The organism is Pseudomonas sp. CFBP13508 (genome assembly GCF_005233515.1).
In the GTDB taxonomy this organism is placed as follows: domain Bacteria; phylum Pseudomonadota; class Gammaproteobacteria; order Pseudomonadales; family Pseudomonadaceae; genus Aquipseudomonas; species Aquipseudomonas mercuritolerans.
Window position 1 is genome coordinate 395,326 of record NZ_QFZZ01000001.1, and the last position, 22,596, is coordinate 417,921.

General features: G+C 59.7%; 24 protein-coding genes and 1 pseudogene. 9 read left to right on the forward strand and 16 right to left on the reverse strand.

What is annotated here, in order from left to right:
- Positions 1-320: 320 nt before the first annotated feature.
- A complete protein-coding gene (locus PspCFBP13508_RS01770) occupies positions 321-1,247 on the reverse strand; it encodes a universal stress protein (RefSeq protein ID WP_137213795.1) in 927 nt (308 codons plus the stop codon).
- Positions 1,248-1,501: 254 nt separating this feature from the next.
- On the opposite strand from PspCFBP13508_RS01770, the gene PspCFBP13508_RS01775 reads away from it, so the two are divergent.
- From PspCFBP13508_RS01775 to PspCFBP13508_RS01790, 4 genes are all read left to right on the forward strand, one after another.
- Entirely contained in the window at positions 1,502-2,575 is a 1,074-nt protein-coding gene (locus PspCFBP13508_RS01775; RefSeq protein WP_137213458.1) for an NAD(P)-dependent alcohol dehydrogenase, read from the forward strand.
- Between the two features lie 35 nt (positions 2,576-2,610).
- Positions 2,611-2,835 carry a hypothetical protein gene (locus PspCFBP13508_RS01780; RefSeq protein ID WP_136493466.1) on the forward strand — a complete coding sequence of 75 codons (225 nt, stop codon included), beginning with the start codon at positions 2,611-2,613 and terminating at the stop codon, positions 2,833-2,835.
- A gap of 37 nt (positions 2,836-2,872) precedes the next feature.
- Entirely contained in the window at positions 2,873-4,114 is a 1,242-nt protein-coding gene (locus PspCFBP13508_RS01785; RefSeq protein ID WP_137213459.1) for a DUF4010 domain-containing protein, read from the forward strand.
- 96 nt (positions 4,115-4,210) lie between these two features.
- Positions 4,211-5,134, forward strand: a complete 924-nt coding sequence (locus PspCFBP13508_RS01790; protein WP_038861627.1) for a universal stress protein — start codon at positions 4,211-4,213, stop codon at positions 5,132-5,134.
- Between the two features lie 53 nt (positions 5,135-5,187).
- On the opposite strand, the gene PspCFBP13508_RS01795 is transcribed toward PspCFBP13508_RS01790, so the two are convergent.
- Positions 5,188-5,751, reverse strand: coding sequence for a GNAT family N-acetyltransferase (locus PspCFBP13508_RS01795; protein ID WP_137213460.1), 564 nt, complete (start codon positions 5,749-5,751; stop codon positions 5,188-5,190).
- Positions 5,752-5,963: 212 nt separating this feature from the next.
- Here PspCFBP13508_RS01795 and PspCFBP13508_RS01800 point away from each other — a divergent pair, with 212 nt between their 5' ends.
- Complete coding sequence (locus tag PspCFBP13508_RS01800) at positions 5,964-6,875, forward strand: universal stress protein (RefSeq protein WP_137213461.1); 912 nt, start codon at positions 5,964-5,966, stop codon at positions 6,873-6,875.
- 41 nt (positions 6,876-6,916) lie between these two features.
- On the opposite strand, the gene PspCFBP13508_RS01805 is transcribed toward PspCFBP13508_RS01800, so the two are convergent.
- The 4 genes from PspCFBP13508_RS01805 to fnr form a co-directional block, all read right to left on the reverse strand.
- Positions 6,917-7,822 carry an amino acid ABC transporter substrate-binding protein gene (locus PspCFBP13508_RS01805; protein ID WP_137213462.1) on the reverse strand — a complete coding sequence of 302 codons (906 nt, stop codon included), beginning with the start codon at positions 7,820-7,822 and terminating at the stop codon, positions 6,917-6,919.
- Positions 7,823-7,871: 49 nt separating this feature from the next.
- A complete protein-coding gene (gene potE / locus PspCFBP13508_RS01810) occupies positions 7,872-9,212 on the reverse strand; it encodes a putrescine-ornithine antiporter (RefSeq protein WP_122880791.1) in 1,341 nt (446 codons plus the stop codon).
- A 223-nt stretch (positions 9,213-9,435) separates the two neighbouring features.
- Positions 9,436-10,626, reverse strand: a complete 1,191-nt coding sequence (locus PspCFBP13508_RS01815; RefSeq protein ID WP_137213463.1) for a cation:proton antiporter — start codon at positions 10,624-10,626, stop codon at positions 9,436-9,438.
- A gap of 71 nt (positions 10,627-10,697) precedes the next feature.
- Positions 10,698-11,438, reverse strand: a complete 741-nt coding sequence (gene fnr, locus PspCFBP13508_RS01820) for a fumarate/nitrate reduction transcriptional regulator Fnr (protein ID WP_137213464.1) — start codon at positions 11,436-11,438, stop codon at positions 10,698-10,700.
- A 233-nt stretch (positions 11,439-11,671) separates the two neighbouring features.
- Here fnr and PspCFBP13508_RS01825 point away from each other — a divergent pair, with 233 nt between their 5' ends.
- The gene (locus PspCFBP13508_RS01825; RefSeq protein ID WP_137213465.1) at positions 11,672-12,592 is read left to right on the forward strand and encodes a universal stress protein; all 921 of its coding nucleotides are present in this window, start codon (positions 11,672-11,674) and stop codon (positions 12,590-12,592) included.
- A 44-nt stretch (positions 12,593-12,636) separates the two neighbouring features.
- Here PspCFBP13508_RS01825 and PspCFBP13508_RS01830 read toward each other — a convergent pair whose 3' ends face one another.
- Positions 12,637-12,849: a hypothetical protein gene (locus tag PspCFBP13508_RS01830; protein WP_241149620.1), complete on the reverse strand. Its 213-nt coding sequence runs from the start codon at positions 12,847-12,849 to the stop codon at positions 12,637-12,639.
- Between the two features lie 513 nt (positions 12,850-13,362).
- Here PspCFBP13508_RS01830 and PspCFBP13508_RS01835 point away from each other — a divergent pair.
- The 3 genes and pseudogenes from PspCFBP13508_RS01835 to PspCFBP13508_RS27750 form a co-directional block, all read left to right on the forward strand.
- Positions 13,363-13,623 (forward strand): annotated as a pseudogene (locus PspCFBP13508_RS01835) (universal stress protein); the annotation flags it as partial.
- A gap of 155 nt (positions 13,624-13,778) precedes the next feature.
- Positions 13,779-14,330 carry a cytochrome b gene (locus PspCFBP13508_RS01840; RefSeq protein ID WP_137213466.1) on the forward strand — a complete coding sequence of 184 codons (552 nt, stop codon included), beginning with the start codon at positions 13,779-13,781 and terminating at the stop codon, positions 14,328-14,330.
- Between the two features lie 127 nt (positions 14,331-14,457).
- Complete coding sequence (locus tag PspCFBP13508_RS27750; RefSeq protein WP_024012797.1) at positions 14,458-14,586, forward strand: hypothetical protein; 129 nt, start codon at positions 14,458-14,460, stop codon at positions 14,584-14,586.
- A 7-nt stretch (positions 14,587-14,593) separates the two neighbouring features.
- Here PspCFBP13508_RS27750 and PspCFBP13508_RS01845 read toward each other — a convergent pair whose 3' ends face one another.
- The 9 genes from PspCFBP13508_RS01845 to cyoB all read right to left on the reverse strand — a co-directional run bounded on the left by PspCFBP13508_RS01845 (position 14,594) and on the right by cyoB (position 22,594).
- Positions 14,594-15,931 (reverse strand): MFS transporter, encoded by a 1,338-nt coding sequence (locus PspCFBP13508_RS01845; protein ID WP_343287057.1) that lies wholly within the window; start codon positions 15,929-15,931, stop codon positions 14,594-14,596.
- A 288-nt stretch (positions 15,932-16,219) separates the two neighbouring features.
- Positions 16,220-16,894, reverse strand: coding sequence for a polysaccharide lyase family 7 protein (locus tag PspCFBP13508_RS01850; RefSeq protein ID WP_122507221.1), 675 nt, complete (start codon positions 16,892-16,894; stop codon positions 16,220-16,222).
- Positions 16,895-16,921: 27 nt separating this feature from the next.
- Complete coding sequence (locus PspCFBP13508_RS01855; protein WP_137213467.1) at positions 16,922-18,097, reverse strand: MFS transporter; 1,176 nt, start codon at positions 18,095-18,097, stop codon at positions 16,922-16,924.
- A gap of 40 nt (positions 18,098-18,137) precedes the next feature.
- Positions 18,138-18,380 (reverse strand): DUF2934 domain-containing protein, encoded by a 243-nt coding sequence (locus PspCFBP13508_RS01860; RefSeq protein ID WP_130909772.1) that lies wholly within the window; start codon positions 18,378-18,380, stop codon positions 18,138-18,140.
- A gap of 47 nt (positions 18,381-18,427) precedes the next feature.
- Positions 18,428-18,688 carry a metallothionein gene (locus PspCFBP13508_RS01865; RefSeq protein ID WP_130909773.1) on the reverse strand — a complete coding sequence of 87 codons (261 nt, stop codon included), beginning with the start codon at positions 18,686-18,688 and terminating at the stop codon, positions 18,428-18,430.
- Entirely contained in the window at positions 18,681-19,652 is a 972-nt protein-coding gene (gene cyoE, locus PspCFBP13508_RS01870) for a heme o synthase (protein ID WP_206665445.1), read from the reverse strand. Before cyoE ends, PspCFBP13508_RS01865 begins: the two co-directional genes overlap by 8 nt.
- An 11-nt stretch (positions 19,653-19,663) precedes the next feature.
- Positions 19,664-20,002, reverse strand: coding sequence for a cytochrome o ubiquinol oxidase subunit IV (cyoD, locus tag PspCFBP13508_RS01875; protein WP_016774550.1), 339 nt, complete (start codon positions 20,000-20,002; stop codon positions 19,664-19,666).
- Between the two features lies 1 nt (position 20,003).
- The gene (locus tag PspCFBP13508_RS01880; protein ID WP_110599448.1) at positions 20,004-20,618 is read right to left on the reverse strand and encodes a cytochrome o ubiquinol oxidase subunit III; all 615 of its coding nucleotides are present in this window, start codon (positions 20,616-20,618) and stop codon (positions 20,004-20,006) included.
- A gap of 2 nt (positions 20,619-20,620) precedes the next feature.
- Complete coding sequence (gene cyoB, locus PspCFBP13508_RS01885; RefSeq protein WP_039760284.1) at positions 20,621-22,594, reverse strand: cytochrome o ubiquinol oxidase subunit I; 1,974 nt, start codon at positions 22,592-22,594, stop codon at positions 20,621-20,623.
- Between the last annotated feature and the right edge of the window lie 2 nt (positions 22,595-22,596).

The window sequence follows — 22,596 nt, forward strand, 5'->3', positions numbered from 1 at the left end:
GGTTTCTTTCCGCAATTTATTTTGAGGTACTGATTTTGCTGTCTTGGAACGGATAAGAAATGTGTGCGATGCGGAAAAATCATGTCCCTAAGCGGATGATTTAAAAGAAAAAAATTACGGACTTAAAATCCCCCGCTCGTAAGGGCGTGCCGGTTCGATTCCGGCTTCGGGCACCATAAATATCAAGGGCTTGCATGACATATGTCATGCAAGCCCTTATTTATTGTGCAATGGAAATGTTTTCCACGCTCCTGACTGGCCACTCCGTCACCGTCTGGTGTTTGGAAATCCACTCCTTTCTTCAGCGTCGACTGCATCCATCAGCGAGTAAGCGTTTCCGGCGCCACCACCCACACACTACAAGGCATTTTGTACAACAGATGCTCGACCGTACTGCCAACCAGTCGGGCGATTCCTCGATGGGTGACGCGGCCCATTACGATCACATCGATGTCGTAAGCATCGGCATAGCTGGAAAGCACCTTGGCGGGATCGCCCACAATCATGTGCTGGTTCTCTGCTGGAATGTTGTTACGTTCAGCCAACGCCTGGAAGGCTTCGCCTTGGGCCTCGAACAGTTTTTTGGCTGCGCTGGAAGAAAAGATCGCGGACGCGTTATTGAAGCCGAACTCGGCAGCGCTGATCGATGATAGGTCGTGGGCATAAATCACGTCCAGGCTGCCATTGCAGATACTGGCCAGTCTTGCTGCTTCGCGCAGGATGCGATCGTTGAGGCCCTGGTATTGGCCATCACGATGGAAGGGGTCGACCGCCGCGACGATTCGGCGTGGCAGAGCGTGTTGAACCTGGCTGACAAAATGCAGCGGCACCGGGCATTCGCGCAACAGATGGATGTCCAGCGGGGTGAACATCAGTCGCGACAGAACTGATTCGTGCTCCAGAGCCTTTATAAGGACAGCCATCGGCTGTTCCTTCAAATGAATGAGGATTTCCTTCAAAGGATTGTCCACCCAGACTACCTCGGTGGTGACGGTCACCCCGATCTTGCGCAGCGGCCGGGCCTGGTCTTCGAGCCATTGATGATGGCGTTCGACATAGCCCAGGCGCATCTGCTCCAGGGCTTGCTCGTTGACCATTCCTGCGGTCGCCAGGCCCTCCAGATAATCAAACGCGACAATATGCAGTGCGGCATCCGACGCTTTGGCCAGTGCGGCGGCGCGGTCGAACGCCGGACTGTTTTTCATCAGCGGCGACACGACCAGCATGAAACGCGATTGCTCAGACATGACAGAACTCCCGAGGTAGTCACCCAGGCATTGCGTGCATGCCTGGAATGAATAGTGGCGCATGCGCTTATCCTGGAGCGAGCCAGCAGGACGGGGTTGATATTTATCAACCATACATCAGCGCGTGGTCGTGAGCGGATGTACGGTCGAGCAAGACCACTGATCCTCGGATAGTTGACCATTATCAACTACGACCCTGCCGCCGCGGCTCAAGCTCTGCTCTGCACTCACCTGTCGGCGGAGGGAAAGCCATCATGGCCACCATGAAAGCCGCAATATTCGTTGAAAAAAACCGCATCGTGCTCGATGACAAGCCGATTCCCGAGGTCGGGCCGCTGGATGCGTTGATCCGCGTGACCACCACCACCATTTGCGGCACCGACGTGCATATCCTGCGCGGCGAATACCCAGTGGCCAGAGGACTGACCATCGGCCACGAACCGGTCGGCATCATTGAGCGATTGGGCTCGCAAGTACTCGGTTTTGTCGAAGGGCAGCGGGTGATCGCCGGGGCCATCACCCCCAGCGGGCACAGTTACGCGTGCCTGTGTGGCTGCGGCTCGCAGGACGGCCCCGACACCCGGCACGGCTTCAAGGCCATCGGCGGCTGGAAGTTTGGCAACACGATCGACGGTTGCCAGGCCGAGTACGTGTTGGTACCGGATGCACAGGCCAACCTGTGCCCGATCCCCGATCAGTTGAGCGATGAACAGGTGCTGATGTGCCCGGACATCATGTCCACCGGGTTCTCGGGGGCCGAGCGCGGCGAGATCGCCATCGGCGACGCTGTCGCGGTATTTGCATTGGGCCCGATCGGGCTCTGCGCCGTGGCCGGAGCACGCCTGAAGGGCGCCACCACGATTATCGGTGTCGACGCGGTGGCCGAACGCATGGCCATGGCGCACCGACTGGGCGCGACCCATACCGTCAATTTCAAGGACGGCAATGTGGTAGAGCAGATCATGGCATTGACCGATGGCCGTGGCGTGGATGTGTCCATCGAAGCGCTGGGCACCCAAGGCACGTTCGAGTCGGCATTGCGGGTGCTGCGCCCGGGCGGGCGCTTGTCCAGCCTCGGGGTGTATTCCAGCGATCTGCACATCCCGCTCGGCGCGTTTGCCGCCGGATTGGGCGATTACAGCATCGTTTCCACCCTGTGCCCGGGCGGCAAGGAACGCATGCGTCGACTGATGGCCGTGGTGCAGAGCGGCGCCGTCGATCTGTCACCGCTGGTGACTCACCGTTTCAGACTGGACGACATCGAGCAGGCGTATGAGTTGTTCGCTCATCAACGCGACGGAGTCATGAAAGTCGCAATCACTCCATGAAAGCACCTTGGCGTGCCGCTGAAACCGGGGTTTCCATGAACATCAAGATCACTGAAAAACACGCTCCCCACGGCTGGGTCGTGCACATGGATGACTGGGATGTGGGCTTCAGGAGCCTCAAGGCTGCGCAGGAATTTGTCGAGGTGCTTGAGGCCCGTATCAACGCCCCTCACGAGTGGCCGAATGCGTTTGCCCAGTCGTTGCCAGCAAGGCCGGCAACGGCTCGCCGCATCAGCGCAAGCGTTGAATGCTCGCCATAAGCCGAGCAGGGTGCGCAAACCCTGCGGGACGCTACCCATGAATGAGGTTTTTGATCTGTCCGGCGCCGCTGCGGCGTTGGGGATCGGCATGCTCATCGGTCTTGAGCGTGAACGGCACAAGGGTACTGGCGATGCGCGACACTGCGCCGGCTTGCGCACGTTCGCCATTACCGCGCTGCTGGGATATGTCGCGTTACTAGTCGGCGGCGGCCTGCTGCTGGGGATCATCGCCGGCTGTGTCACGTTGCTGACCAGCGTCGCGTACTGGCGCAGTCAGAGCGACGATCCCGGGGTGACCAGCGAGGTGGCGTTGATCGCGGTGCTGGTCCTGGGCGCGTTGTGCGCAACTGCGCCGGCGCTGGCCATTGCCCTTGGCGTGGTGATTGCGGGCCTTCTGGCGTATCGCCAGGCGCTGCATCACTTTGCCAACAGCCAGTTGTCCGAAACGGAAATGCGTGATGGCCTGATCCTGCTGATCGCAGCGCTGGTGATACTGCCTTTGGCACCGGACCGATATATCGGCCCGTACGCCGCGATCAATCTGCGCACCATTTGTACCGTGACGGTGTTGCTGATGCTGGTCGGCGCGTTCGGCCACATTGCCGTCCGCGCCCTGGGCTCGCGCTATGGCTACGTCATCAGCGCGATTGCATCCGGCTTCGCCTCCAGTACCGTGACGATCGCGACCATGGGCCAACGCCTTGCCCATGAGCCGGACAACATCCGCATCCTCAGCGCGGCGGCGATTTTTTCCAATCTCGCGACGGTGATACAGATCGGCCTGATCCTGACGATGGTTGATGCGGATCTGCTGAACAGTTTATGGGCGCCACTGCTCTTCGGCTTGATCGCTACGATGTTGTACGGCGCCTGCCTGATGTTCCCCGACCCCACGCGAGGGAGCCGCAGCAAGCCGGTCGACACGGCAGGAGCGTTCAATCTGAAACTCGCGGTCATCGTGACACTGACCCTTACCGGCATCACATTCGTCTCCTCGGCCATGCTCAGCCACTTTGGTCAGGCAGGCTTGTGGCTGACCGCAATGCTTTCGGGCTTTGCCGATGCGCACTCTGCAACAGCGTCCATCGCCAGCCTGGCCAAGGCGGGCCAGGTGCCTTATGACTCGATAGCGGTGCCAGCGCTGATTGCCGTCAGCAGTAACTCGGTGAGCAAATGCGTGGTGGCGTGGGTCAGCGGCGGCAGGCGTTTCTCTGCCTGCGTGATCCCGGGCCAGATATTGCTGACCTTGGCCATGTGGGCGGGCACTGTGCTGTTTTGAGCACAATCGGTGCTCTTGCTGATAAAGATCAAGCTGCCAATGGCCACAGCACTCACCCTGAAGTCTGTTTCTCCTGGCTGGCCGCCGAGGTATCCCATGTCACAGACTCCGCGTTTACTGTTGATCGCTCCTTCAGCCATGGAGCGCACGCCGGCGTTCGAGCGCGCGGCTGCACTGGCCCAGGCCATGCAGTTGCCGCTGCACATCGTGGCCTTCGACTACTTGCAGGCGCTGGCCGTGGCAGGGCTGTTTGCCCCCGAGCAGATCCGCCTCGCCCGCGATGGTTATCTGCGCACTCACCGGCAGTGGCTCGCAGAGCAGGCTTCATTGCTGGCGAGGCATCAGATCATGGTCACCAGCGAAGTGATGTGGGTCCAGGATCCCTTCGCCGAGATCCTGCAGTTCATCAACGAAATGCCGTTGCTATTGATCATCAAGGATGTGCAGCACGAGTCCGTGCTGGAGCGTATTTTCTACACCCCGCTGGACTGGCAACTGTTGCGCGATTGCCCGGTGCCGGTGCATCTGGTGACCGACGACACCCATCCGCGCCCACGCCGTGTGCTGGCCATCGTCGATGTCTTGCGCAGCGAAGAGCAGGACTGCGTGTTCAACGATCAGATCATCGATGCCGCCGCCCAACTCGCCGCGCAGTGCGATGCCAGTCTAGATGTGGTGCATGTTTACGACTGGACGGCGGTTTACGCCACGGACATGGGGTTCGGCGCATTGCCGCTGGCCACCGGGATTCATGAAGCGCTGGGCACTGCGCAGCATGAGGCATTTACGGCCTTGGCCGAGCGCCACGGCGTGCCGGTCTCATGCCGGCACTTCATCGAGGGCGCACCAGTGCGCAGTATCTGCGGGTTCGCCATCGACAAGCAGATTGACGTCATTGTCATGGGCACAGTGCAGCACCACGGCTTGAGCAAGTTGTTAGGCACCACCGCCGAACAGCTGCTGCATCGGGCACCTTGCAGTGTGTTGGCGATCAAGCCGCAACCCACACTGCAATCCTGAAACACGATCGCCCCGAGGTGCGTCGTTGGCCGACCCACCTCGGGGCGATTCATTTACAGGTCAAGACGATGAATGACCTGGCGTGCGTCGTCCGGATCATTGTGGGTTTCGCAGCCCAGGCTTTTGGCCAGATCGCGCATCGCCGCGTTACTGGCGGCATCGACCGAGTACATCTGGCGGAATCCGTTGCGGCGGGCTGCCTTGATCAGATGCTCCATCAGCAACGTGCCCAGCCCCAAGTGCTGCCATTCATCGGCGACCGTCACCGCGCACTCGCATTGATGGGCGCCTGTGCCGGCATAGCGGCTGATGCCGATTTCGATCAACTTGCCGTTCTCGTGAACCAGTGCAATGAAGGCGGTGCGCTGTTTGTTATCGGTGTCCATCAACTGGTCTAGCAGAGCGGTGCCGGGTTCGCTGATCTGGGCGAGAAAACGCATGTGCCTGGATTCGGGCGACAGGCGCTTGATGAAGTCGTATTCGCGCAGGCGATCCTTCTCCGTGAGGGGCCGGATCAATACATGGCGGCCGTCCTTGAGCGCCTCAATCCAGTATTGTCCGGCGACCGCCGCATAAGCGGCCACGGCCTGATCGTTGTGGTCTTTGACGGTGAGCATGGTCATTCTCCATCCGGTTCGAAAGGCTGGCGGACGGTGAAAAAGCGTCCGCTTGCCTTCCTTCTACGCGGTTGCCCACGGCGACATCTGATCTACATCAGACGCCTCTTTCATTGACCCGGGCTTGATGTAAATCAACGCCGGGCAAGGGCGAGCGGGCGCAGTCTTGAAGCCTGCCGGCCCACCGCGCCGGTGCCGAGCGGAGGTGTGTGATGGGCCAATATGAACGTCTGTTGCTGGTCGCCGACCAGACGCTGCATCAATCGGCGGCGATGCTGCGTGCCATCGCGCTGGCCAAGGCGAGCGGGGCGGCGCTGGATGTGCGGGCCTTTGTTTCGCCGGTGCCGATCACCCATCTGTGGGAGGAAAAAATCGATGACGTGGATGCTCAGCGCTATCAGCGGCGCTACCGGCGCTGGGTGGCCGATGAGCTCGAGCAGCTCAGCAACCAGGGGCTGGACGGCACCGTTGACGTGGTCTTCTCCAGCCATCCGCTGCTGGACATCCTCAAGACCGTCCATGTGCTCAAGCCCGACCTGTTGATCAAGGACGTGCGACTGGAACCGGCGCTCAAACGCGTGTTCATCACGCCGCTCGATTGCCACCTGCTGCGTGAGTGTCCGATCCCGGTGCATCTGGTCAATCAGATTCGCTATGCGTTGCCGCATCGTGTCGTGGCAGCCGTGGACCCGTTCGATCCGGATACCCAAATCAGTGGCTTGAACGACGTGATCATACGGTCGGCGAACGCTTTGGCGGTGCAATGCGACGTGCCGTTGCACCTGCTCTGCGCCTACGATTTGTCCGCCGCTTTCAACGGCGATGCACCAATGATCAACGGTGGCTGGAACGAAGATTTGGCCAACGAACTGCGTCAGACACTGCATCAGGCTTTTGTCGCCCTTGCCGATCGCCACGGCGTGCCCCCTGAGCGTCGACACTTCGTCATGGGCCATCCAGTGCAGGTCATCAATGAGTTCGTCGAGCAGTACCTGGCCGACGTGGTGGTGATGGGCACGGTTCATCGCGTGGGCATCGAACGCGTGATCGGCAGCACCACCGAGCGCGCCTTGTATTCGGTGCCGGGGAGCATTCTGGCGGTGAGGAAAGAGCCTGTGCGGTGAGCATGATCGCAGCGTAGCGAGCCGGCCTGTTCGCTGGCTCGCTAGGGTATTGCATAGATCCTGAAGAGCTTTTTGGCGGCACTGCTGGCGCCGCCCAGATGTTTGTCGAATGCCTGTTCAATTTCGCCGGATCGGTACATGTCACTCAGCGCAGTGTCGACCAGCAGACGAAAGTCCTCATCCTCTCGATCCACTGCCATCGCCGTCGGTGCGTACTCGAAAATCCGCTCCAGCAGCACCAGGTTGCCCGATGGATAATTTCTGGTCAGCAGATGTTTGAGCAGCATGCGTTCAGCGAAGAAGGCATCGGCTTTGCCATTGGCAACCAGATTCAGACCGGCTTCTGCGTTTTCTACGGTGACCAGCGTGGCTACTACACCCAGCAATCGCATCTGCTGTTGTATCCACGTCTCGGTGACACCACCAGCAATGGCGGCATAGGTCTGATTGGCCAGACCACGGTTCACCGTGGCTCGCCATGTTGGCCCGGTATGGGCCACTTTGCCATTCAGCACATTGAGCAAGGTTTCGGACGCATCCTGGCGCACCACAGCCGAGAGGCCAGCGGTGTAAATCGGCACCGAGTAGCTGACGATCCTGCGCCGCGCCAGCGTGGGTGGGGTCGGCGTACAAAGAATGTCGATCTTGCCGGAACTGACGGCGTTCATCTCGTCGTTGAGCGAGACCGCTTGGTACTGGATTTTCAACGCCGGCAGATTCAGATCGATCCTGACCTTGTCGGCTATTTTCAGACAGAGATCGATGGCATAACCGCTGGCTTTATCGGCGTCCTGATCACTGAACGGCATGAAGTCAGGCACGTAGCCAAGGATGATCGCTTGACTGGCACGGATGCGCTCCAGCGTGTTGCCATGGGTCACTACCGGTAGCAGCGCAAGGACGCAGGCGAGCAGCAGGTGGTGGGCTCTGATCAGTTTCACGTTCATGCGCGCGGTTCCTCGAATTCAGATATCTGTGCTGTACCGAAGACTTCGATCAAGGGTTATCAGGCCGGGGGCCGACAGGCGCAGGGGCATCGACAAAACGTTTGGCAAGGAAACCGTAAAGCAGGTAGCCGAACACCAAGACCAGGATGCCGCCGAACACCGCGTCCTTGCCGCAGGCATACAGCGCATACAACGAATAGGCCACGGCAACCACTAACAGCAGGGTATTGCGCGTGTATACGGCGGCGCTGACTCTGGCTTTGTACATCATCACCAGCAGCCCGGTGGCTGCCGTCACATAGGGAATCAGGTTGGTCACCGCCGCGAGGCTGACGAGTTTTCCAAACTGCGCGCTCGCGTTCGGCGAAATGGTCGACAGCGCCATACAGGTCTGCAGGACGCCGCAGACCAGCATCCCGACGATGGGGGCGTTGCGTGCGCTGACCTTGCAGAAAAACTTTGGAAACATGCCCTGATCAGCGGTCACTTTGGCAGTTTGCGCCAAGGTGAACTGCCAGCCCAGGAGCGAGCCGACACAGGCCATCACCGCGAGCGCCATGATGATGTTGCCGACCAGGGGATTGAACATGTGCGCATAAACGAGCGCGAAAGGCGCTGACGAGTTGGCCAGTTCGGCGTTGGGAATAATGCCCTGAATGACCGTCGTCGATAGCACATAGACCACCGCTGCGCCCAATGTGCCGAACAGACAGGCCAGCGGTACGGTGCGCTTGGGGTTTTCCACCGCATCTGAGGCCTGGGCTGCCGACTCCATGCCGAGAAACGCCCAGAGCGTGAGGGGAATCGCTTTGCTGATGGCCTCGGATATCGGTAGCTGATTCGGGTTCCAGGCGGCGATGATCAGCTCCGGTTTGAACCAGAACCAACCGATGATGCTCAAGCCCGCTACAGGAATGATCACCCCCCACACCGTAACCGCGCCAATCCTGCCGGTGATGCCTGGGCCGCCGAAATTCGCCACGGTGGTCAGCCAGAGCAGGCCGACCGTTCCAACGAATAAAGGAATGGCGCCGCTTCCCAGCCAGGGCATGAACGACGTCATGTAGCCCACTGCCGAAATGGCCACCGCCACGTTGGCGATGGCCAGCGACAGGAAGTACAGGTAAGAGCACAGAAAAAAGCCTGACTTTGCATGCGCCTCTTCGGTGTAGGCGGATAGCCCGCCTGAGCGCAGGCAGAAGATGCCGCATTGGGAAAAGCAGTACGCGATAGCCATCGAGCCGACAGCGGTGACGATCCATGACAGCAATGAAACAGCCCCGAGTTGGGCCATGCTCGTCGGCAGCATGATGATGCCTGAGCCCATCATGTTCACCGTCACCAGTGTGGTGAGCCCCATGAGGCTCATTTTCTTGCTTGAGTCGGCCATCGGAGTTCCCTCGATTTGCGCAACGCGTCACCGCTCAGCCATCGAACGCACTGGGAGACAGGCTCAGGCTGCCGACGAAAACGGCGACGGACTATCTGAGCAACTGCCTGAAAAGGCTCATGCGCCTGCCCATTCCTTGCGCTGTGAGGGTTGTTCGGGCAGAAGCTTGATCACGTCCCGTCACAACCCTAGTCGCGGCAGACGGTGGCATTTCTGACAATTATCAATTAATCCGATTTGCCAGCCGTGACACCCATGGATTGGCACTCAAGCCATGGAGCAGCACGCTGAGTAAAACGGTACAGGCCGCCACGGCTACCAACGTCCGACCGGTTTGCAGAGGGTAGTCCAAAATCATTATGGCGAAGACGATGCTGGCCAAACCTCGCGGGCCGAACCAGCCGATGAACAGGCGGGTTTCGAAATCGAAGCCGGTTCCCGCCAGGCTGACAAGTACCGGCACGATGCGAATCACGGTCAGACTGAGCAACGCATACAGCCAGACATCGACCGTGAAACTGCTCCAGACCGAAGGGATCACCAACGCGCCGAACACGACCCAGGTGATGATCGACAGCAGGCTGGCGAACTCTTCACTGGCCTTGAGCAGGTCATGTTTTTGTTCAGCAAACAGATAGCTGGCGAGCAGCCCGCCGACGAACGCGGCGATAAACCCGCTACCACCCAATGTTTGGGCGGTGGCAAAGCAAAGCACAGCCAATCCGGGCAGCGTCAGCTGCGACCACATCGGTGTCTGCCAGTGATGTTTTCCAGAGTAGCGCTGCATCAGCCAGGCCATGAAAGTCAGGGTGCCGCCGATGAGCGCGCCGATACCGAGCTCCTCGAAAAACAGCTCTATCGCCAGCGAGAGGGGGGACTGCGTGTGCTCTTCGATCAACAAGGCCAGGAACATCAACAACACCGGAACACAAATGCCGTCGTTGAGCCCGCTTTCCACGTTCAATCCCTCGCGCACGGGCGCCGCAACCTTGGGATTGCTCACGACAGCCTTGCCCAGCGCTGCGTCTGTGGGGGCCAGAAGGATTGCCAGTAATGCCAACTCGATCAAGGGCGCCTGCGGGAACAGCCAGATGCCCAGCAGCCAGCCACTCAGCATGGTCAGCGGCAGACCGATCAACAGCAAGCGCAGCGGTAATCCCTCGTGCGCCTTGAGCACCTTGAGATCAGCATTGGCTGCATCACTGAACAGGACGATCGCCAATGTCAGTTCTGCAAGAATCCTGAGCCCATGACTACCGATCCGAGGTTGCAGAATACCCAGAAACGCCGGGCCGAGAATCAGCCCCGCCAGCATGAACATCAGTGGTCCATTGAGCAGACGTGACTCGAAGCGCCCGGCAAATATGCTGTAGGTCAGAAGGAAAGCGGCAAGCAGGGCGAGGTTCTGATACATGACCGCTTGCCTGTTGTGATGGCTGCCACAGCCATGGCAGTACGGGCCTTCTCAGGCGAGCTTGGACGGGCTCAATGACTCTGGCGGTTGCAGCCCGACACCATCTGCTTGAGGCCGTCCATGTTGTGGATTCTCACGTCGCGCGCGGTGATTTCCACCAAGCCCTGATCGCGCAAGTGGGCAATGCCGCGGCAAATGGTTTCCAGACGCAGCCCAAGGTAGGAGCCGATTTCTTCGCGGCGCATTTTCAGCACGAACTCTTTCGAGGAATAGCCACGGGAGCTCAGGCGTTGCGAGAGGTTGAGCAGGAAAGCCGCCAGGCGCTCATCGGAGTTCATGTTGCCCATGAGCATCAACATGCTGTGATCGCGCACGATTTCCCGGCTCAGCAACTTGTTGAGGTTGTGCTGCAGGGAGGGAAGGCTTTGCGCGAGTTTTTCCAGTTGTGCGAAGTGAATCGGACAGACTTCGCTGTCTTCCAGCGCATACGCAGTACACGCGTGTTGATCGATGCTGATGGCGTCCAGCCCGAGCATTTCGCCGGGAATATGAAAACCGGTCACTTGCTCGCGCCCATCGACGGAGACCACGCTGGTCTTGAACGAACCTATCCGAACAGCGTACAGCGAGCGCAGCGGGTCCCCGGTCCGGTAGAGCGCGGCACCTTTCTTCACCTTGTATCGCTGCACGATCAGCGTGTCGAGCCGCTCGACCTCCGCGCCCGTCAAACCGAGCGGCAGGCATAACTCGACCACACTGCAGTTGGAACAGGCAGTTTTGAGAATCGGCGGGGGCGAGTGGGCTTCAAGCATGGATTAGCAGCCTCCAATGAGTGTGATAAGCATAGAAGTCTTCGCAGCGCACGTGCCTTTCGTTTGGGGTGTCGGCGTGATTACGGACGAACGGCGGGGAGGGGAATCACAGAGGCGTCGGGCTATTCGCCGCTCTTGTATTGCAGGGTTAATGGGGAGACTTGATGCATATCAAGCGTGGCGGTTGGCAGAGTTGCAGAATCGTCCAATGGCGCTGACTGGAAATACACGTGATGTTCAGGCTCAAACGCATTCTTTTGATCGCACCCGCCGAAATGACCCGCACCCCGGCGTTTGATCGCGCCCAGGCGCTCGCTCGGGCCAGTGGCGCGTTATTGCACATCGTGGCGTTCGATCATGTCCAGTCCCTGGCGTTGGCCGGCCTGATCGACCACGACGCCATGGCGCAAGCGCGTGAAGGCTATTTGCAGATGCATCGCCAGTGGCTGGAGCAGCAGGCCCGGTTTCAACGTGGCGCTGGCGTGCAAGTCAGCACCGAAGTGGTCTGGGCCAGGGCCACGCCGGCGCATGTACTTGAGTACATCAATGACTTTCATGTCGATCTGGTGATCAAGGATGCTCACCATGTTCCAGCGCTCACTCAAACGTTTCATACGCCATTGGACTGGCTATTGGTACGAGATTGTCCCGCCTGCGTGCATCTGGTCACCGAGGCCGCACATCCGAAACCCTTGAAGATACTGGCGGCCATTGACCTGTCGCATCTCGAGGATCTGACCCAAGGGCTCAACGACCGGATACTCGGCGTTGCATCGACATTGGCGTCGAAATGCGATGCATCGTTGCACTTGTTGAACGTCGCCAATTGGTCAGTGGTGGGTGATGCGGCGATGAGCGTGCCGAACTTGAGCCTGGACCACAGCTTGTGCGATGCGATCAACGACACTCAGCAGGAAGCCTTCGATACGCTGGCCGAGCGCTATGGTCTCGATGAACAGCACAGCCACATGCTCTCAGGTGTCCCTTACCGGGTGATCGAAGACTTCGCCCGGCAGCACGCGTTCGATCTGCTGGTGCTCGGCATCTGTCACCATCAAGCGCTGGACGGCTTTATCGGCGGCACGGCCGAATGCCTGATGAACCGGGCTCCATGCAGCTTGTTGATGGTCAAGGCAATGCCTGCCACAGCCTGACCGGTCATCGCAGCAGTTGATGGTAATCGGTTGGGGGTAATCCATCAGTGACTGCGCCCGCCGTGTGCGTATTGCCATTGTTGCCAGGCGTGCCGATATTTCTCATCGGCGCGTTTCCTCGCTTCAGTGAACTTGTGCATGGTGTCTGGAGAAAACGGCTCTTCAAGGACGGCATAGGCCCGTTCGCTGAGCCGATCGGCTTCGTGAAACAGTGCGCCACTGTCATCGATCGCGTCGGGGACATTGGCAGTTGTCATGGCTGGATCATTGATGACCATATCGTGAACCTCGCAAAGCAAGAATGAGGGTGGGTTGCGGACCTGTCACCCTGTGGCCGCATCTGTAACTTTCACGCGTTCGAGCAGCTTGTGACTGTCCCTGATCCGAGATGCGGGCGCAGCCGAGTCATGACTCTATTTCGATCCAGTTTGTCGTCGCAGCGATTGATCCAGATCAATGTCGCTCGCCAGTTTCATCGCCGCTTTGTCGGTTTTCCAGGCGCTTGCGCAAGGGTGGTGGACAAGCCTCGATATTCAGGTTTTTCAGGGAGAGGACGCGCACCAGGGGCCTTGCATATGACATTTATCAAGGAAGTCGCCGGGCTATGGCGCAACCTCGATTGGCGTTGTTGTCTGATTCTTTCGGCCCGGGTCAGCTGCGAGTGACATGAGCGCAGATGTCCATCTCTCTGGAGACAAACATGAGCCAATATCAACACTTGTTGCTGATCATCAACCCGGCCCTGCGCCATTCCCCTGGTGAACAACTGGACGGTTTCGGAACTGATGAATGCCCGGCGCAAGGAACTGCAAGCGCATTACTGCGCTTTGGCGGGGAAATTCGGTGTGACGGCCGAGCACAGGCATAGCAGGGAGGGACATCCCGTGGCGGCGATCAGTGAGTTTGCCGAAGAGCACGATGTGGACGTGATTGTGATGGGCAGGGTTCAACGTCACGGGCTGGAAAAACTGCTGGGAAGTACCACCGAACATATTCTGTACCAGGTTCCCTGCAGCGTACTGGCGGTCTAGAACGAACAACGGTGCGCCTTGCCGAACAGCCCCTTGCCGACTCGTCGACAAGGGGCAGCTGCTCGAAACTTACTCGCCTTTGATGGGCTGAGGTGATAACCCTTGCGCTTCTGTTCATGGATAATTTCGAGCGAAACAATCACGAGGCGTTTCCTATGATCCGCGACACCGCTGTAACCCGTTATGGAAAACTCTCAATCATCCTGCACTGGCTGATGCTGGCGTTGTTCGTCGGGGTGTATGCGTGCGTCGAAATCAAGGGCTACCTGCCCAAGGGCAGTGAGGGACGCGGCCTGCTGATGGGCCTGCATGGCCTGTTCGGCGCAAGCATCTTCGCGTTAGTGTGGATTCGCCTGATCGGCCGCCTGACCCCGCGTCCGCCGATCATCCCCAAGCCACCGGCGTGGCAGACCGCAATCGCGCACCTGACACACCTGGCGCTGTATGGATTGATGATTGTCACGCCTGTCCTGGCCTGGCTGATGCTCGCGGCGGGCGATAAGCCGTTTCCGTACTTCGGCTTCCATGTGCCGGCGCCGGTGGCTATTGACCCGGACTTGGCCAAACAACTCAAGTACTGGCACGAATGGATTGGCAGTGCCGGCTACTGGCTGATCGGCCTGCACGCGCTGGCGGGGCTGTTCCACCATTACTGGGTGAAGGACAACACGTTGCAGAGGATGTTGATTGAGCGTGCCCGCTCTTGAGGCAAGCATCTTGCGCTGTTCGTCGAAAGTAATGCTCGCCGCAAGCGCATGGCTGCGGTGGAGCTGAAAATCCGGAACTGCCAGCCCTCGCCGATGCCGAAATAGCATCGACAACGAGGGCAAAGCCATGACTGAAGAAAAAACCGAAGTGCCGCAAGAAGTACCGGATCAAACAACCCCGGCGCATTCCACCGAAGAAGAGCGCGAGCGCTTGAAGGACTTCAACAAGGACGGCATCCCGCCGGGCAGTTGCTGATCAGCGGTCACCGTGGCTGCGTCACCAGTTCCCCGCTGATCGCATCCATCATTGCCGGATGCTCCTCAGCGGCGACGCGCAAATCCTCGGTGACCCGCAACTCCGCACCCGTCGGCGAATAGGTGGCTGCCGCCGTGAACGGTGCGGGGTTGGCCGGCACCGGGCGTTTGCCACGGCGCCAGAAGAAAAAGCTGACCATGCTCAAATTGACCACTGCGAAGACCCAGAACAGGCCGTTGGCGCCGAACGAATTCATCACCGGCGAGATCATCATCGGGCTGATGGCCGAGCCCAGCGAGTTGATCAGCAGCAAACCCTGAATCATCGGCACCAGCGCTTCGGCCGGGGCGCGGTCGGCCGCGTGGCTGACGGCCACCGGGTACAGCGCGAAGACGCCGCCACCGAGCAGAAACAGCATTGCCGCGAGCATGTCCGAGGACAGCGGCAGCAGAACAATCACCAGCGACAAAGCGGTGCACGCCACCGTCAGCAGCGTCAGCACCTGCAAGCGATCAGTGCGATCGGACCAGCGTCCGACCGGATACTGCAGCAGCATCGCGCCGAGAATCGTCCAGGCCATCATGCTGCCGACTTCACCGACGTCCAGACCTCTGCGTTGCAGATACAGCGGCAACAAGGTGTAGATCGCCGCGATGGTCACCCCCGAACCGAAACAGCCGACCAGCCCGGTCGGCGTCACGCCCAGCAGTTGCCGGGGCTTGAGCGGCTCGACCTGATCGAGCAGCGGCGACACCCGCGGCAGGATCACGATCGGCAGCACCGACAAGGCGGCGAGCATCCCGGCGACCATGAACGGCGCGCTGTCGCTCATGCCGGTGATGGTCCCGAGCGTCGCCTGGCCCAGAACGCCAGCGCCATAAAGGACGATCATATACAGCGCGAGCAAGCGCCCGCGAATCTTCTCGTCACCCGCCAGCAGCAGCCAGCTTTCGATCACCAGAAACACACCGACCGTGGCCCAGCCGTTGATCAGGCGCAGGACCAGCCAGCCCCAAGTGTCATAGAACAAACCCTGCAACAGAATCGTCACCGCAATCAGCGAGGCGAAGCTGCCGTAGGCGCGTATATGGCCGATGCGCAGAATCAACCGGTCGTTGAACACCGCTCCCAGCGTCAGGCCGATGAAGTAGGCCGACGAAACAATTCCGATCATCGTCGCCGAGGCGCCGGCGGCGTCCAGGCGAAGGGTGGTCAGGGAAGACAGAAAACCATTGCCCAGAGCAATAATGAACAGCCCGAGCAGGGGCGCCAGCGCCATGGCCAGCAAACGCGGAGACATAAAAACCTCAAGGAATCGTACAGCGCAACGTGCGCCTCTGCGCATGCGGTTGCCAGGCTGGAACAGGTGTTGTGCAAATGTCTGCCGATCGGGCAGGGCGGTGGCGTCGGACGACATGGCCAGCCCTGCAAGTTCGCGTCTGTGACCAGACGCGCGCTTGCAAGAGCGCGCGGGATTCTACGGTTTGCGCAGGATTTGCCAATAGCCGAAGGCTGCGACGTTAGGACGCAGGCAATTTTGAAGTCGAAGAGGAGGCTGAAAACCCACCATCGAGCTCAGCTCTGACAAGGGCCTGCCAGCGAAGCTGACGCAGGCCCTTGCTCGTTTCAGCGCCTAGGTATGCGAAATCAACAAATCACTGATGATGCAGATCGAGCCATCCTCGGGCGGCGTGGCGTCGGTGTAGTCGATCTGGTTGTAGACCCCGCCGTGGAAATTGAACACCTGCGAGTTCCAGGTTGAATCGAGCTGCAGATCACCTGATGTGCCGACAACGCCGTTGTAATCGACGGTGACTCGGGCCACGCCGGCAGAGTTGGCGCGAATGGTGATCTTGAACTTCGCCCCCAGCGGTACGCCCTTGAGCACCGTGGTGTTGACCGGGGTGGGCTGGTTGAAGCTCTGGCGGAAGCCCATGGTGATGTTGCCTTTCTGCCAGAACACTTTGATGACCGGGCCGTCGTCGTTTTTCACATGCATCTGCGAGATAACGACTTTCTGCGCAGAGTTGACCTTGGTCACGGTCATTTCCTGATAGTTGAGGTGGTCAGCGGCGCTGCCCAGCGACCAGTAGAACGATTCCTTCCATTCGCAGCGGGTGCGGTGAGTGCTCTTGCTCGAGGCGCCTTTGGTCGGCGCGGACAGTTGCAGCGAACCGTCCGGTAGCACCGTGACGATGCTGGGGAACTGCGCAATGGCCTCGGCGCCGTTGAGCTCAAGTGCGACCGGATTGGTTGCCGAAACGGGTACCGGGGTGGAAAGGGTGAGATTGCTGATGTTTACGGCCATGGTTTGTACTCCTGACGATAAAAATCATTAGCGACCCAAGCCTTCGGTGGATTGGCACATCTGTCTGCGCGGACTTTCACCATCTCTTGGGCACATCACCATGGCGGCGCAAGCGGCCGCCGCGAAAACACTCAGGGCAAAGGTCACGCCCGTTGCCTCCAGCACTGCGCCGAAAATCGGCGTGCCGGCGGTTTGGCCGAGTGCCAGAAGCAGAAACGGTATGCCCAATCCCAAGTCCGGGCGATCCGCAAACAGGCGGATGCCTTGCAACAGATAAACGCCTGAAGAGACGATATAGGCCGCGCCAAACAGGCTCATCGCGGCGAGGCCGTAAATGGCAGAAGCGCCGGTGGCGGCAAGTCCCAGCGTGCCGACGGCGATCCCTGCAAGCGCCAGATGCTGCATGCGTACGACACCAAACCGGTCGGTCAGTACTCCGGTTGCGCAACCACTAATGCCCGCGGCCCCCAACACTATCCACGCCCCTGCAATCGACCGATCGGAGAACCCAGCCTCGCTGCGCAGAATGTCGGCACCAAATGTCCAGATCGCCGTGCTCGCCAACCCCATCAAAAAAGCACTGGCGCACAACGGCAGTACGCCCGGTCGACGCAACATTGCCAGAGAAAAATTCTGCCCGACGTCATGTACGACCCGGCGCGGTAGCGCAAACCAAAGCCAGAACGTGACGCCGATGCCGATCAAGCCGAACAGCGCGTAGAGTTGCCGCCACTGCCCGGCCGCCAATATCGCCGCCAGGCCGGAAAAAACGATACCCGCCGCCGTCCCGGCATTGATAAAGCCATTGGCGCGCGGACGGTCGGTATCATCAAGACGCGCCGCAACCGCGCTGGCCAACGGCGGCGAGGTCAGTCCCGTGCTCAATCCCGCGAGCGCCACGCCGCAACCCAACGCCAAACCGGATGAAGCGATGACAATCAACGCCATCCCGAGCGAAGCGGCGGCTCCGGCCATCACTGTCAACCCGCGCGGGCTGACCTTTGCGCCGAGCACGAATGTCGCAACGATGCCCAGACAATAAGCCGCAAAAGCACTGCCACCGATCCATCCCGCAGCGGACACACTCAGTGCCAGATCCTGACGAATCTGTGGCAGCAGCAATCCATAGGCGAAGCGCGCCAGTCCATAGGACAGCGCCGTCAGCGCGAAGGCCGCCAGTACCAGGTTTATGCCGCGCCTCACGAGACCTTTGCTCCGGCAGTCACGCGGCTTTCAAGACCGGTCATTTGGCCGCGGAGGTGTTTTTCTTGCGGGTTCTGGTGGTAGGAGCAGTGGTCGCAGCCTTGGCCTTTTTGCGTGGTGCCGGCGGCGCTACGCTGCTGGCTACCGAACCGGGCAAGCCATCGGAATCGAACGCATCGAGCTCGGCGCGCGCCTGCAACCAGTGCTCGAAATCATTACCGTGCGGCCGGCCTTGCTCTTCCCAGAGCCGATAGGCGATTTTGCGGATGGTTTCCTCGTCCATTTCATTTTCTCCTGCAGATGAAAAAATCAGTGCCTTCGGGCAAAGGGTCAAGGCGAAATCGGATCGCTGGCGGGAAACGTTTCCTCAACCGCTTGATCCAGTTTCGAGTCACTCACATTGCGCTCATCAGCCCCAAGGTTTTGCTCGCAATGACAGGAGGACGAGGGGCAGGGCTGGCCTTTTGGGTGAAGATCCGCGCAGGCCTGGCTGCAAAACTGCTTGCCGTCACGCTCGAAGGTTTGCTCGCCGCTGCATTTGCAGGTGCAGCCGGGGCAGGCGCAATCGGCTGTTGAAAGATCGTTAGCCATGGGTTTGCTCCAAGTAGTCTGTAGGTGCAGTCGTTACCGATTCTGATAACCCGCCCCGCACCTGCGTTTGATGATTCTCCCCGGCGCCCGATGAGCGGTAGAACGCGGAGGGCGAGGGCAACACAGCGTTCAACGACAGAGAGAGATTCAGCGCCAGGATCAGGACGATCGACACGCTGAACAAGCGCCGCGCCCAAGGCTTCGAGGTAGCGTTTCGCACCGGGCGCAATGCCAGATAAAACCAGTACCCGCCCAACCCGACAATCACCAGCGGATAGGAAGCATTGATATCCGCCACCCAGCCCAATATCGCCGCGCTGACCAGGAAGGCGACCATGTAGATATTGATCTCTCGTTTCGCCTCGCTGAGCGTCAACGTCGGCAATCCGGCGGCACGAAAGTCTTCATGGCGCATGACGGTGATCGCGTGGGAGTGGGGCATCTGCCAGCAGCAAAACACCACGATCAGCATCAGCGCCGTGGCATCGAAGCTGCCGGTCACGGCGCAATAACCGACCACCGGCGGCATGGCCCCGGACAGGCTGCCGACCAGCGTGCCCCAGTGCGAACGGCGTTTCATCAGGCAGGTGTAAACGCCCGCATAAACGATCAGACCGACTGCGGCCATGGCGCAGGCCAGTGCTGTGGTGCCGACCCACAGCAAACCGAAGCCGATCACACCCAGCACCGCCGCGTAGCAAAACGCACTGGGCAACGACACAGCGCGAACGGCCAGCGCCCGATGACAGGTGCGCACCATGCGCCGGTCGATATCGCGGTCGACGCAGTTATTGATCACGCATCCGCAAGCGATGACCAGTGCGGTGCCGAGCAGCGCGGCCAACAGGTGCGCCAGGGAGACCGGACGCCCGTCCGCAGCAAGCAGATAGCCACCGAACACCGAAGCCAGATTGCCGACGATGATGCCGGGCTTGGTCAGTTCCAGCCCGACATTCAGCGACAGCCGCCATTGCTTCAGTGCGCCAGCATGTTGTGGTGAATGCTGTCCATGATCCATAACGAAAGCCCAACCAGCAGAAGAATGATCACCACTGAAAAAATCAGCGCTCTGAGGTTCCAGCGCTGCTCCTTGGCAGTGTCCAGATGCAGGAAGTATTTGAGGTGGGCGAAAACCTGTACCACGCCGAGCGCGACCACCACCCAGGCAGTGACGCTACGCGGCAACGTCGGGTACATGACCAGGCCAAAGGGAATCACCGTCAGGATCACCGAAATGATGAAACCGACCATGTATGAACGACTGGTGCCATGGCTGGTGCCGGCACTGCTGTGAATCGGACTCTGGTTATACATGTCACACCACCCCCAGCAGATAAACCACGGTAAACACGCAGATCCACACCACATCGAGGAAGTGCCAGAACAGACTCAGGCAGCTCAGCCGCGTGGTGTTGGTATTGGTCAGGCCCCGGCTGCTTACTTGCAGCATCAACACCGCCATCCACACCAGACCACTGAGCACGTGCGCGCCGTGGGTGCCGACGAGGGTGAAGAACGCGGTGAGGAAACCGCTGCGATCCGGCCCGTAGCCTTCTGCGATCAGATGATGGAATTCGTTGATCTCCATGGCGATGAAGCCGCAACCCAGTACGAAGGTGACGCCGAGCCAGCGCAGCACATGGGCTTTGTCATTACGGTTCATCGCCAGCATCGCGTAGCCGTAAGTGATGCTGCTGAGCAGCAGCAACGCGGTTTCGGCAAGGACATAGGGCAGTTCGAAAATGTCGACGGTCGAAGGCCCGCCAGCCACGCTGTCTCGCAACACGGCATAGCCTGCGAACAGCGTCGCAAACAGGATGCAGTCGGTCATCAGGTAGATCCAGAAACCGAAAATGCGCATCGAGCCCGCGTCTTCATGGCCATGTTCATGGCTGTGGGCGATGTCTTTATCCAGAACGATATTGGACATGATCAGGCCTCCGCCAAGTCTTTGAGACGTGCTTTTTCAATCCGCGCCACTTCCTGCGCAGGGACGAAATAGTCGATGTCTTCGTCATAGCTGCGCACAATCATTGCCACTACCGAAGCGACCAGGCCGAAGATCGCCAGCCACCAGATATGCCAGACCAGGGCGAAGCTGCAGATCAGCGCGAAGACACTGATCACCAGGCCGGCGGAGGTGTTGCGCGGCATATGGATGGCGCGGTAGTCGGTGTGGCTGAGGGTGCTGACGCCGCGCTCCTTCATGCCCCAATAGGCGTCGAGGTCGTTGACTTTCGGTTGCTCGGCGAAGTTGTAGAACGGTGGCGGCGAGGCCGTGGCCCATTCCAGCGTACGGCCGTCCCACGGGTCGCCGGTGAGGTCGCGCAGTTTCGCGCGGTTGCGGATGCTTACGTAGAGCTGCAACGCCTGCGCCGACACGCCACAAAGAATGATGCCGACGCCAAACAGTTCCAGCAGCAGCCACGGTTGCCAGGCCGGGTTGTCGAAATGGTTCAGGCGCCGGGTCATGCCCATGAAACCGAGCACGTAAGACGGCATGAACGCGAAGTAGAAACCGACCAGCCAGCACCAGAACGCAATGCGCCCGAGGCGGTCGTTGAGGCGGAAACCGAACGCCTTGGGGAACCAGTAAGTCAGCCCGGCCATGTAGCCGAACACCGCGCCACCGATGATCACATTATGGAAGTGGGCGATCAGGAACAGGCTGTTGTGCAGCAGGAAGTCGGCCCCGGGCACCGCCAGCAGCACGCCGGTCATGCCGCCGATACTGAACGTGACGATAAAGCCCAGCGTCCACAGCATCGGCGTTTCGAAGCGCACGCGGCCGCGATACATGGTGAACAGCCAAGTGAAGATCTTCACCCCGGTCGGCACTGCAATGATCATCGTCATGATGCCGAAGAACGCGTTGACGTTGGCCCCCGCGCCCATGGTGAAGAAGTGGTGCAGCCAGACGATGAACGACAGAATCGTGATCGCAATCGTTGCCCACACCAGCGAGACATAGCCGAACAGGCGTTTGCTGCTGAAGGTCGCGGCGATTTCCGAGAAGATCCCGAACGCAGGAAGGATCAGGATGTACACCTCCGGATGGCCCCACGCCCAGATGAGGTTGACGTACATCATCGGGTTGCCGCCGGCCTCGTTGGTGAAGAAGTGCATGCCCAGATAACGGTCGAGCGTCAGCATCAGCAAGGTTGCGGTGAGGATCGGGAACGCAGCAAGAATCAGGATCGAGGTGCACAGTGCGTTCCAGGTGAACACCGGCATCTTGAACAGGGTCATGCCTTCGGTGCGCATTTTGAGGATGGTCACGAAGAAGTTGACCCCGGTTAACAGCGTCCCTATACCGGATATCTGTAATGACCAGATGTAGTAATCCACCCCGACCCCGGGGCTGTAGCCAAGTTCGGACAGGGGCGGGTAGGCGACCCAACCGGTGCGGGCAAATTCACCGACGCCCAGGGAAATATTCACCAGTGCCGCGCCAACCACGAACAGCCAGAAACTCAGCGCGTTGAGGAACGGGTAAGCGACGTCGCGAGCGCCGATCTGCAGTGGCACGACGATGTTCATCAGGCCGACCACGAACGGCATGGCCATGAAGAAAATCATGATCACGCCGTGGGCGGTGAAGATCTGGTCGTAATGTTCCGGCGGCAGGTAACCCGGGCCGCCACTGGATGCCATGGCCTGTTGGGTACGCATCATGATCGCGTCGGAGAAACCGCGCAGCAGCATGACCAGCGCGACGATGATGTACATGCAGCCGATTTTCTTGTGATCCACCGAAGTAAACCACTCGCGCCACAGGTAGCCCCACTTGCGCTTCCAGGTGACGGTACCGACCAGGGCAAAACCCATCAGGCCGACGATAGCCAGGGTGTACATGACAATCGGCTCGTGCAATGGAACCGCGTCCCATGAAAGTTTCCCGAACATGA